The sequence below is a fragment of the Photorhabdus khanii NC19 genome (assembly GCF_000517265.1).
Taxonomy (GTDB): domain Bacteria; phylum Pseudomonadota; class Gammaproteobacteria; order Enterobacterales; family Enterobacteriaceae; genus Photorhabdus; species Photorhabdus khanii.
Genome location: NZ_AYSJ01000002.1, coordinates 1,027,002 through 1,039,313, shown reverse-complemented (window position 1 = coordinate 1,039,313; position 12,312 = coordinate 1,027,002). Strand labels below are relative to the sequence as shown.

Genomic DNA, 12,312 nt, shown 5'->3' with positions numbered 1-12,312 from the left:
GAAAAATCATTTAAAACTGACAATCATACAACTAAAAAAGATATTAAATATTATTTTGCCAATAACACATAAGAAATTATAACATCTATTTTTGCTGGTTTTCCCAACCACTTATTAAATACATTCCCTATTCCAAGTTTCTTGTATTGGTCATCACAACTCGCTGATGTTCCTGTCACACCAAGCCCGTATGTGCCTCCTCCCTCAGCTTTAACTTGACACTTATGTTTAGTTGTAAATTCATTATATAACCATTTCGGTTCTATTGTACTAAACTCAATAACAACTCCAGGTTTTTTATTTGTCAGATAACCTTGCGAATAGGTATATTGGGGAGCAATTCCACAAAAACTTTCTCCTTTAACACAAGGAAGGCTTTTATACTTATTCTGGTGAAATGCTTTATATTCTTTTATTTCCATTCCTCTATACCAGTACATCGCATTTTTTGCTTCATCATCACGTTTTGCCGCTTTCTTATTGACTAATGTCACTTTATTGGGTGTATTTGCCAAGACTGAAAGTGTGCAATTTTTATACATAGACATCACTTTGGTATTTTCCAGTCCATTTTTAGTGATTATTTTCTCTATCTGCGGATCTGTTTTACATGCCGCCATACTAAAACTACTTATAGCAAGTAAAAAAGGGGAAATCAGGAAAACTTTTTTATTCAAAATCATACTTATCTCCTTGCGTTATTTAATTAAGAAGTTTAACGTTCAATGGAATAAAAATAAATTTCATTGTTGTTAATATACTTATTTTAAAACATATCATTACAGATGACATATAATAAATTAACCAATTACATCATTCTCTCTTGCTATGACCTGACTTAAATAAAGATATGTTATTAAATCATAAAAAACAAAAACAAATTCCAATATGATTAAAATAAAAAATATTTCATTTATATATCAAGACAACATAAAAATAATATATTAACAACATAAATTCAAAATAATTTCACAAATAGACAGAATGGAATAATTATCTAATTTTTTATTCTGCAATGGTCTAAAAACATATTGCAATGATAATAAAATCGAATAATCATTTAGATAAACTCTGAAAATCCCAAATATAATTAAAGAAAATACAGACATATCCCGATAACATTAAAAATATATTTTGGAACAATCTCTACATTTACTTTAAATTAAACCCGGCTTCACATAATAAGTACAACATAATGACTCTACGAGTAAACAGGTTCGTATTTATTCACATAAAATATGTAAAATACCTCTTTGCCCAATAGGGCAAAGAGGTAAAAGATATCACGGACGATAACCGATAAAGGCCACGCGCGACATCCTTCGTTCGATTGAGATTAACCGCGTGGTAGACAAGAAGTTTTGCATACGCTCGAACGCTTCTTCACCCTCCATTGCGGTGAATTGCTCCCTGCGCTTCTCGCGCCCGGCACGCCAACGCTCACTAAGCTCAACAACGCTTTGAGTGAGATCCACCTGCCTTTCGAGGCAAAGCCCCGCCTCGCTGATTAAACTCTCGTTCAATCCAATCGGGGTGTAAAGGAAATAACCCGGCATACCACGTAACACTATTTCGTCTTTACTGAGCATCCCTGTTACCAGAGTAGGATCGGTATACAAGAACCGCCCGCCCGGTTTCAGTAGCCGGCACCATTCGCGCAACAGGGCCAATCGATCCGGAATATGAATGACAGAATCGATGCACCATAACGCGTCAAAAGTGCCGTCAGGAAATGGCAGAGGCTGACGCACATCACTGTCAACGAAGTTGCTTTGGTCTTTCAGCCCGAAATCCGCCGCAAGTTGCCTGGCAGTAAGAAGGCCGTCAGGATGAATATCAACACCCGTCACCCTACAACCGTTGTTCCTCGCCAGGAACAGGGCCGGCCCCCCAGATCCACTGCATACATCCAGCACATGCGAGCGGTCGGATAATTGAAGCCATTGCGAGAACTGTCTAAACTCGTCAACAGGGGACCAGTTGTTCTGTCCCAAGTCTTCGCCATAGGTCTCTTTGCGTACCTCGGATACCGCTTCGGCAGAGAAACTACCGAAAGCCCGTTCGTAAAAGCCACTGCCAGTACTTGAAAGGGAAGTTTGCATAGTCATAGGTAGTACTCCTAACGAATAGAATTGAGTCGGAAGACAAGATGTTCGATTGCAGTATCCAGCACCGCATTGTCGAGATCCGGATCAAAACAGAACCGAACCGACGCATTGGCCTGAGCCGAGCTCAAGCCAATGCCTGTGAGCACGTGCGAAGGCTGTAGTTCCGCGGAGTTACAGGCTGAACCTGACGATATAGCCACCTGATGCAACCCAGAGATTAGCGCCTCCGAAGCGATACCTTCGAACTGAACATTCACGATGTATGGGGAACTGCAAGAGATATCGGTATTCAATACTGCATCCGGCACTCTTTGATGAAGACGAGTAATGAAATAGTCTCTCAATGCATTGACTTTTGCTTGACGTTGCATGAGGGTTGACTGAACCCTCTGGCACGCAAGGCCAAACCCTACAATTAACGGCGTTGGCAAGGTGCCGCTGCGCAAATGATTCTGACCACCACCATAGATGAAGGGCCGCAAATGCGCCGCGATACTTCTATCAACGAAAAGTGCCCCAATTCCTTTCGGCCCCCGTAGTTTGTGAGCGGAAAATGAAAGCATATCAATGCCAGTTTCCTTGACGTTCACGGGAATTTTGCCGACAGACTGGACGGCATCCACATGTAGCCAAGCGCCTGACCGACGCGTGGTCGCGGCGATCTCATCCACCAGCTGAACGGTGCCTAGCTCAGAATTCACATGAGCAATGCTGACAATACGGGTGTCGGCAGTCAGTTTGGTCATGACATCTTCCACTTGTACCCGACCATTAGCGGCAACCGGCAGGTACTCAACGGCAAGCCCCCGGCGAGCCAACTCTTTACCCACAAGTAACACAGATTTATGGTCGATGGGACAAAGTAGCGCCCCCGCAGGAGCGCATTCGTTGTGAGCAAAACTCGAGAAAAAAGCCATGTTATTGGCTTCTGTAGCGCCTGATGTAAAAACAATCTCCTCTGGACGGGCACCGATGAGAGACGCAACTTGTTGGGCTGCGTTCTCAATCGCATGCCGGGCACGACGCCCCATCACATGAGCAGAAGAAGAATTACCAAATTCATGCTCCATGTAGAACCGCATGATGTCGGCAACCTCAGGAAAACATGGTGTCGTGGCACAATGATCCAGATAGATGATGCCATTCGGGTTTTCATTAACATTCATAATAACTCCCCATCAGGAAGTGAAGACGGCAACGTTAACAAGCTTCGAATAGATCTCCTGTGTCTGCATTTCTCCGCTTCCACCGGGATCCGCAACGATCACCTTCATACCCGAAAGCCCATACAGGGAGAGCGCAGTGCTTACCCCTGTTTTGACAGGTTGAAAGCATTCGCCGGGAGCAAAGATCACCAGAAGACGATGTTGCGCCTTGTAGACCTCAGAGATCATCTCAGTGATCTCTCCCGCACATCCGGTAACACCGCAAGTAATAAGAGGCTTATAGTTACCATTTTCGTCCACAAGGGAAATTTCGGTTCCGGCATCAGGGCCATTATCGAGAACGCGACGATTTAACAGCCCCGCTTTTACTAACTTATCGGCGCTTTTCTGGAACCGGTATTTCAGCCAGGTTTCCGGATAGACAAGAGGATGCTTTCGGCTGGCGAGCATGTTTTGCTCAGAGAATTGCCCGCTACGTTTCAAAACGGAGCTATACGAATCCGGCAGCGCGGAGAATTTCTCATAATAAACACTTCTTAGTTCGGATGCAGGTCCACTGGAGAGTGAAACATATTGCCAATCGTTAATGAGCAGCAGAAATTTAATCGCTTTGAATTGGTTATTAAGCTGCTCTGCGATTCGAACACCAAGTTCCCAGGTGTATCCAGGAAAGATTCCTACGCGCCGTTCAATTTTTTCTCGCATGGGCGAAGTATTTTCTTCAATGACCCCCGGTACGAGGCATCCTTGGGCTTCATCAAGGAAGAGCATGAAATGCCCTGCCATAATGACGAGATCCGAATGCGGCGTGTTAGTCACTTCGGTGAGAATAAGATCGAATAACTCTGCCTCGGATTGAACCAGACGGTGGCTGTGTGAGATGCTGATTTGTTGCATATGCTCTCGCTATTGTTGTTATTGTTAATCGAAAGTCCGTGCCATAGCGTTGAAAACAGTATGACCCCTCGAACGTCCCCGGTGGATCTCTGAATTTCACTCACTATGAGCACCTCCCTCAGAATAGTTATTCTGTGGGTAATTAATTATATATTTCAATATATTTAGTTAGCAATTAATTAATAATTTAATAAAATATTAATAATGCATATATATATTTATATATTGAATATATAGATTAAACAAAATGTTATTTATAATTAACTTGTAATTCACCATCGTAAATCATCAGTTATCGACCAGAAATAAATTATAGAGTTAACATTAACAAAATAGAACAATCACAATAATTAATTAAAATTTACTGACACATATAGGAACTTATTCATGAAATGGAATAAAGAGAGCATCCAGTACGATAAAAACTGAATATCTCTGCATTAGCGAAAGATTGAGCTGTCAATGGCGACCAAGAATTCTGTGTAACTGTACATCACCTGCTGCACAGGCATAGCACCGAAGTTATCAACATTCGGTGCTATATATTTAGAGAATATCGTTTAAAACCTATTTTGCTAATACCACATAAGAAATTATAACGTCTATTTTTGTTGGTTTTTCCAACCACTTATTAAATACATTTCCTATTCCAAGTTTCTTATATTCCACATCACAACTTGCCGATGTTCCTGTTTTACCAAGCCCGTATGTTCCTCCACCTTCAGCTTTAATTTGACACTTATTTTTAACTGTAAAATCATTATATAACCACCCCGGTTCTATCGTACTGAACTCAATAACAACTCCTGGGTTTTTATTTGTCAGATAACTTTTCGCATAGGTATATTCGGGGGCTATTCCACAGAAACTTTCTTCTGTGACGCAAGGAACTTTTGTATATTTATTATGATCAAATACTTTATATTCATTTATACCCATCCCTCTATACCAATACATTGCTTTTTCTGAATTACTATCAAGATTTAAAGCTTTTTTATTTATTAGCGTAATTTTATTCGGCGTGTTTACATCGACTGTAAGCGTGCAACTTTTATACATAGACATAACTTTGGTATCTTGCAGATTATTTTTGATTATGACTTTTTCTACTTCCGGATCTGTTTTACATGCCATACTAAAACTACTCATAATGAGTAAAAAAGGGGAAATAAGAAAAACTTTTTTATTAAAACTCATATTGTTATCCTTGTGTTATTAATAGTTTTTACACCCAATAAAAGATAAACTTCATTGTCATCATTAATAAATTAATGTTAGAATATACTATGGCGCTAAATAGCACATAATAATTTAAAACACTATTCCACTATAAAACTTATTATGCCATTAATATAAGATTATTTCGTTAGCCTCTCTCATTATCACCCACCTTTAAATAAAGATAGATGACACAATCAGAAAAAACAAATTCAAGAATGACCAAGTTAAAAAAAACTTATTGAAATATTAAAAAACAAGATAACAATAAGATAAAAAAAGAATAATTTCAATAATATGCAAAACCAACCATCGCAAATTATCATAATATTATACACACAATAGAATAATCATTATTTTTTTATTCCATAATAATCTAAATACTCGATCTACAGTTATTTTTATAAAAAAACCATTTTGATAATAAAGTCCAATAACTATTTATATCTTTTGTAAAATAGCTTTCAATAGAAAATGCAATCTTACTTTAAAATAACTGGTGACTCCTCGAACATTGTTCTTCCTGCGCCTCATTTTTCTTCTTCATGCGCCACAAAATACTTAACGCAATAAACCATAAAGGGGTGCCACAGAGCGCAACCAATGTATCCGGATCAAAAACCATAACGACGACAGTCAGAGCGAAAAAAACCAGCGTTATCCAGGTCATTGGCACCCCCAGAGGCATCTTAAATATTGAACACTTATGCAAATCAGGATGATGTTTACGATAAGCTAAATAAGCAATCAATATCATACACCAGCTATAAATAACCATAATAGAGGCAACGGTTGATACAATAATAAATAATCTCATGACATCCGGCATGATAAATAAAAGTGATGTGCCAATGATCATGCAGAAGCAGGAAAATATCAGGCTATGTACAGGAATCGCTGTATTACGGGAAAGAATTTTAAATTTCCGGTGCGCATTTCTTTCCGTTGATAAGCCATAAAGCATGCGCGTACAGGCGTATAACCCACTGTTAGCAGAGGACATTGCCGACGTTAATGCAACAAAGTTAACAATAGCGGCGGCGGCAGGCAAACCAGCCAGAGCAAATAAGGTCACAAAAGGACTGGTTTCAGATGAAATCCTTCCCCAGGAAGTCACCGCAATGATGCTTAGCATGGAGAAAATATAGAAAATAATGATTCTTATCGGAATATTCTTGATCGCTTTCGGCAATATCTTTTCCGGATCTTTTGTTTCCGCTGTCATGGTCCCCACCAGTTCAACACCCGTGAAAGAAAAAATCGCTATCTGGAAACCGGCAAAAAAACCAAAAATACCATTCGGCAGAAATACTGATGGATCAGTCAAATTATTAATAGATGCGGTCATACCATCCGGTGATTGCCAACCTATCATCACCATACCGATACCCACCATAATCAACGCTAAAATAGCAATCACCTTAATAATGGCGAACCAAAATTCAGCTTCGCCAAATAATCGCACAGAAAGAAGATTGCAAGTACAAAGTAAACCCAGCGTCAAAAACGCAGGTACCCAAAGAGAGACGCCAGGGAACCAATATTGAATATATCCGCCACAAACCACAACATCAGCAATACAGGATACAATCCAACTCATCCAGTAAGTCCAGCCGAGAAAAAAACTCGCTTTCGTCCCTAAATAATCAGATACGAAATCAGCAAAAGAGCGATAATTCAGTTTAGTGAGAAGTAATTCCCCCATCGCCCGCATCACCATATAGACAAAAAAACCCACAATGGCATAGGTAATAATGATCGATGTACCGGATATGGCAATGGTCTTTCCTGACCCCATAAATAAGCCTGTACCAATAGCACCGCCAATGGAAATTAACTGAATATGGCGTGCACTCAATCCCCGATGAAGCTCTTGCGAACCAGAGCATTTTTCTGCCGAAATGTTTTGTTGATTTTTATTATTTTGTATCATGATAATACCCGTCCGTCATTAAAGCGAAGAAACAGACCGCTGAATCTTTCTGAAGAAGAAGTTGTCACTGCTTCAGGAAGAAAATGGAGTTTATTTTATTTAATTATTTTTTTCATTTAAGGCAAGTAACAATCCCGCTCGTAATCCATTAGCAACCTCAGCATTAGGAAATAAAATAAATTTTGCCGGGAATTTAATTTTCCAATGGTGATCATGCTGGCTGGCGATTTCAAATCCCTCCGGCAATTCAGTGAAGTTCATGGTATCTGCGGGAATATGAAGCTGGAAACTTTCATCGCTCTTAATAATGGCATCCATTACCTGGTAATGTTTCAGCTCAGGTTTAACTCGTGCGGCTATTTGTGATAAAGAGATTAAACCATAAAGAGAATCCGTAATTTTTTGGAACCTTGTTAAATCATTTCTACCAAAAGGCATCGCCTTACCCATTTCCATCGTACAGCTATCCGCCCCAAACTTTTCATGCAGAAAATGGCTGAAAGTCCCTGCTTTTGAACGATGATAAACAAGCGCATCAATATCGCTGTCATTCAACCATTGCATAAATTCAGCAGAAAATGGACGGCTTTGAGCAGGTAACAATGCAAATTGTTCATGATGAGAAGCACGTATAGCGGTATGCAGATCAATATGCCAGCGCATATTTGCAGAGGACACTGAAGGTTCAGCAAAAAAGCAACTGACAATATTTTCAAGTTCAGCCGCGCGTGATCGCTCATTTCCCAGAGGAAAATCCAGATAACGGCCACCAAACATGCGATTCAAATCGTTATGCAGATAACGTCGATTCTCCCGCATAGCCGGCAAGTTACCAAAGATAATCAACAGGTTATTTTTTAACGGTAACGTGCCATCTGCCAACTGTGCCAGTAACTGAATCAGTATTTCAATGGGCGCGGTTTCATTACCGTGAATACCGGCAGAAATCACCAGTGACCGGTTTTTTCCTTCATGGGGAACATGGGGAATAAGTTGCAATACTCCTTCTGCCAGCCAACTCGCATTAATTGTTTCTGGAAACGTCAGGTGGCTGGCAAGTTTCTTTTCAAGCAATAAAGTTAACAGATCCATATCTGCTCCAATTTAGCGTTGAAATTCATAGATCGACCCTAAATTCAGGATCTGCGTAAGCTCATCCAGAGCGGTATAAACTTCACGAAGTAATTGGGGATCAACCAGTTCGCCAGCACATAACTCATCACGATAGTGCTGTTCTATCCATTGAGTCAGGCGATCATAAAGCCGGGTATTCATTATTGTCGCAGGATTAACCGCGCTAAATTCAGCGTCATTCAGCACAACCCTCAGACGTAAACACGCCGGGCCGCCGCCATTACGCATACTTTCCCGCAGATCAAAAACGCATACTTCATTAATGGGTGATGACGTTTGCGCAGTCAGTGACTGTAAATAGGCCCAGACAATCGCACTCTGGCGGCACTCTTCCGGCACAACAATCACCATTTTTCCATCAGCTTTACTCAGTAATTGACTATTAAAGAGATAAGAAGCGACCGCATCTTTGATACTGACCTGCTCGGAAGAGACTTCAATTGAGATAAAATCATGTCCCAACACCGCCATTTTCTGCTTAATTTCAGTCAAAGCCTGATCCTGATCCAGATAAGCATGCTGATGATGAAAAAGAACATTTCGGTTGCTCACCGCAATCACATCATTATGGAAAACACCGCTGTCAATGGCGACCGGGTTTTGCTGCACAAAAACGGTTTGTGCCGGATTAAGCTGATGCAACCGTGCAATGGCTTCACTTGCTTCCAGTGTTTGTCGTGCGGGATAGCGCTGGGGCACCGGACTGCCACGAAACGCGCTACGGCCATAGACAAACACCTGTACGCCGGGCCTATCATATTCACCACCGAGGCGATTATGGTTTGCCGCTCCTTCATCACCGAAATTTTCATGCTGCACAAGCGCCTGATGATGGACAAAATGGTTTTGATTAGCAAAAGTGGCTTTTAACGCGGCTGCCGTCGTTTCGACTTCCAGCAAACGGTGCAGTTTGTTATTTAAATTTGCTACGGTGAAGTGTACCCGTTGGTCAGCACTATCCGCCGAAGGTGACACTGTTGCCGCGTTTGCTGTCCACATTGATGAAGCAGAACTCAGTTTTGATAATAACACTGGAGAATATTTAGCTGCTTTATCAAGTATTTGCTCATCACTGCCCGTAAAACCTAAATTACGTAAGGCTGGAATATTGGGACGTTGTTGTGGTGGCAGTACCCCCTGAACAAACCCCGCATCAGCCAGCGCTTTCATTTTCATCAGCCCTTGCAGCGCAGCTTTACGTGGGTTAGACACCCGGTCCCGGTTATGTATAGACGCTTTATTGCCGACTGAAAGCCCTGCGTAATGATGAGTCAGGCCAACCAAACCATCAAAATTTGCTTCAAAACCGGACATAAATACCTCTGGAAAGATTGTATAAGTTAATCAGGAAAATGGATCCCCGGCGCGAGCGTTTCAGGTAAAGCGAGTTTGTCAGTCACCAAAGATGCCATAGGCCAGGCGCAGTAATCAGCAGCATAATAAGCGCTGGGGCGGAAGTTTCCCGAAGCGCCAATGCCACCAAAAGGCGCTTTACTGGAAGCCCCTGTCAATGGCTTATTCCAGTTCACAATTCCGGCTCTCGCATCTTCCGACAAGCGTTGGAACAACGAAGCATCCGGCGAAATCAAACCCGTAGCCAATCCGAACCGGGTGTTATTCGCTACTGCCAGCGCTTCATCAAACGTGTCATAACGCATAAGCGTGAGTAGCGGGCCAAAATACTCTTCATCAGGCACATCAGCCACCTGGCTAACATCAATAATCCCAGGTGTCAGCAACGTTGATTGAGGATCGCGTTGTTCCAACAAAACCAGCGAAATCCCACCGAGTTTTTGCAACCGATCTTGCGCTTCCAACAGATTCTGAACCGCCTGTAGAGAAATGACGCCCCCCATAAAAGGTTGGGGTTGTGCATCCCAATGCGCTGGAACAATCTGTTCAGTCACCTCCACCAGACGCTTAATCACCGCATCCCCGTGCGCGCCATTTTTTACCAGTAATCTGCGGGCACAAGTGCAACGCTGACCGGCTGAGATAAATGCTGACTGCACAATAGTGTAAACGGCTGCATCAATATCATCGCAAGTATCTACGATCAGTGCGTTGTTCCCTCCCATTTCAAGGGCGAGCATTTTCTCTGGCTGACCGCCAAACAGGCGGTGAAAGTGAAAGCCAGTATTGGCGCTCCCGGTAAACAGCACACCATCAATCTGCTTGTCCTCTAGCAGCGCCGTGCCGGTATTGCGCGCCCCTTGAACCAGATTAAGCACACCGGCGGGCAAACCGGCTTTTTCCCATAGTCTTATGGTTTCTTCTGCGGTCATCGGTGTCAGTTCACTCGGTTTAAACACCAGCGTATTACCGGCAATAAGCGCAGGGATAATATGACCATTCGGTAAGTGACCAGGAAAATTATACGGACCAAAAACCGCCATCACACCATGAGGACGGTGGCGCAGTAAGGCCCGGCCGTCCGGCATAATGATTTCCGACTCTCCGGTGCGCTGTTCCCATGCTTCGATAGAAATCGCCGCCTTACCTATCATGGATTGTATTTCAGTACGAGCTTCCCATAATGGCTTGCTGGTTTCCTGACTGATAACATGCGCCAAAGGCTCTTTCTCGTCATTTAGCAAAGCGGCAAACTTCTGGACAATCTTAATTCGCTCGCTAACCGGCAGATGTGACCACGAATAAAACGCCTCACGGGCAAACTGACAAGCTTCTTTCACTTGAGAAGAATCAGCACTGTTAGCTTGCCACAGCATTTTCTGATCTATTGGGGCAAATTTAGTCATCAACTCACCCTGCCCCTCAACCCACTTGCCCCCAATGTAATGTACTTTATGATTCATATCTTAGTGTTCCCTTGGAAAAAGAGTGACGAGTCGTACCTGATTTCCGTCATTGATTTGGAGTGCGTCCATTTCCGCTGATGTTAAAAGAATCTCATCACTGCCATACGCAACATTCAGTAACAGCGCACGAAAGTCACTAAAGCGCTGATTAGCAATGATGCAGGGTACCCCATCGTTTCTGGCAACTGACTTAACCCGGCTGACAGGAACAAGCCGGCTCTCTTTTACTGCGCGTATCCGGTCGATCTCGGCCTGTAGTAAAGCGCCTGCATCAAAAATATCGATATGGCCTTCATAGGCCAGACCTTCTTTTTCGAGGATTGCGCGGGCCGGGACCGTTTTCTCATGAACCTGCCCTATCACCCTCTGTGCCTCCGAGGGTAATAAGGAGATATAAACAGGGTGAAGGGGCATCAATTCGGCAATAAAGGTTTTCGATCCAATACCGGTTAAGTAGTCTGCCTGGGAGAAAGGAATACCAAAAAAGTGCTGTCCCAGTGCATTCCAAAAAGGTGAATTGCCTTTCTCATCTGCCACACCGCGCATTTCAGCGAATAATATTTTCGAAAAAAGATCCCTGAATGCGGCAATAAAAAGAAAACGGGCTTTAGAAAGAAACGTGCCGTTTTTCCCTTTCTGATATTCCGGATCCAGGAACAAGGTACATAACTCGGTGTTACCGGTCTGATCTTGTTCCAGAGATAAGGCTTCAATAACCTTATAAATTCCCAACTCACGTGACGAACGAATGGTTCTTTGTACACGAAAATTATAAAACGGCTCCTCCAGTCCTACTGCCGCTTCTATGGCGCTGACTCCCACGACACGATTCTCGCTGGTATCTTCCAGCACAAAAAGGAATCCCTGCTGGGCCCTGGTCAGTTTTCCATCGAAAGTATCTACGCTACGTGAAATACGTGCACGTAATTGCTCCAGGTTATTTGGCAAAGATGTCAGACCTATACCAGCGCGTTCAGATAAGGACTGAATACCATTTAAGTCACTATGCCGGACAGTTCGGAAAAGCATCATAACGT

At 42.5% G+C, this 12,312-nt stretch carries 10 protein-coding genes; all 10 read right to left on the bottom strand.

Annotation, left to right across the window (positions count from 1 at the left end; translation table 11 throughout):
* Positions 1-50: 50 nt before the first annotated feature.
* Entirely contained in the window at positions 51-683 is a 633-nt protein-coding gene (locus PTE_RS04150) for a hypothetical protein (RefSeq protein WP_036843363.1), read from the bottom strand.
* A 600-nt stretch (positions 684-1,283) separates the two neighbouring features.
* The gene (locus PTE_RS04145) at positions 1,284-2,108 is read right to left on the bottom strand and encodes a class I SAM-dependent methyltransferase (protein ID WP_036843361.1); all 825 of its coding nucleotides are present in this window, start codon (positions 2,106-2,108) and stop codon (positions 1,284-1,286) included.
* Between the two features lie 11 nt (positions 2,109-2,119).
* On the bottom strand, positions 2,120-3,274 hold the full coding sequence (locus PTE_RS04140; RefSeq protein ID WP_036843359.1) for a cysteine desulfurase family protein: 1,155 nt from the start codon (positions 3,272-3,274) through the stop codon (positions 2,120-2,122).
* Positions 3,275-3,286: 12 nt separating this feature from the next.
* Positions 3,287-4,171, bottom strand: a complete 885-nt coding sequence (locus PTE_RS04135; RefSeq protein ID WP_036843357.1) for an LPD16 domain-containing protein — start codon at positions 4,169-4,171, stop codon at positions 3,287-3,289.
* Positions 4,172-4,738: 567 nt separating this feature from the next.
* On the bottom strand, positions 4,739-5,368 hold the full coding sequence (locus PTE_RS04130; protein WP_036843355.1) for a hypothetical protein: 630 nt from the start codon (positions 5,366-5,368) through the stop codon (positions 4,739-4,741).
* A 508-nt stretch (positions 5,369-5,876) separates the two neighbouring features.
* Positions 5,877-7,322, bottom strand: a complete 1,446-nt coding sequence (locus PTE_RS04125; RefSeq protein WP_036843353.1) for an amino acid permease — start codon at positions 7,320-7,322, stop codon at positions 5,877-5,879.
* Positions 7,323-7,421: 99 nt separating this feature from the next.
* Positions 7,422-8,414: a succinylglutamate desuccinylase gene (astE, locus tag PTE_RS04120; protein WP_036843351.1), complete on the bottom strand. Its 993-nt coding sequence runs from the start codon at positions 8,412-8,414 to the stop codon at positions 7,422-7,424.
* Between the two features lie 12 nt (positions 8,415-8,426).
* On the bottom strand, positions 8,427-9,770 hold the full coding sequence (gene astB / locus PTE_RS04115; protein ID WP_036843350.1) for an N-succinylarginine dihydrolase: 1,344 nt from the start codon (positions 9,768-9,770) through the stop codon (positions 8,427-8,429).
* A gap of 26 nt (positions 9,771-9,796) precedes the next feature.
* Positions 9,797-11,272, bottom strand: a complete 1,476-nt coding sequence (gene astD / locus PTE_RS04110; protein WP_036843348.1) for a succinylglutamate-semialdehyde dehydrogenase — start codon at positions 11,270-11,272, stop codon at positions 9,797-9,799.
* Positions 11,273-11,275: 3 nt separating this feature from the next.
* The gene (gene astA, locus PTE_RS04105) at positions 11,276-12,304 is read right to left on the bottom strand and encodes an arginine N-succinyltransferase (RefSeq protein ID WP_422615312.1); all 1,029 of its coding nucleotides are present in this window, start codon (positions 12,302-12,304) and stop codon (positions 11,276-11,278) included.
* Positions 12,305-12,312: the final 8 nt, after the last annotated feature.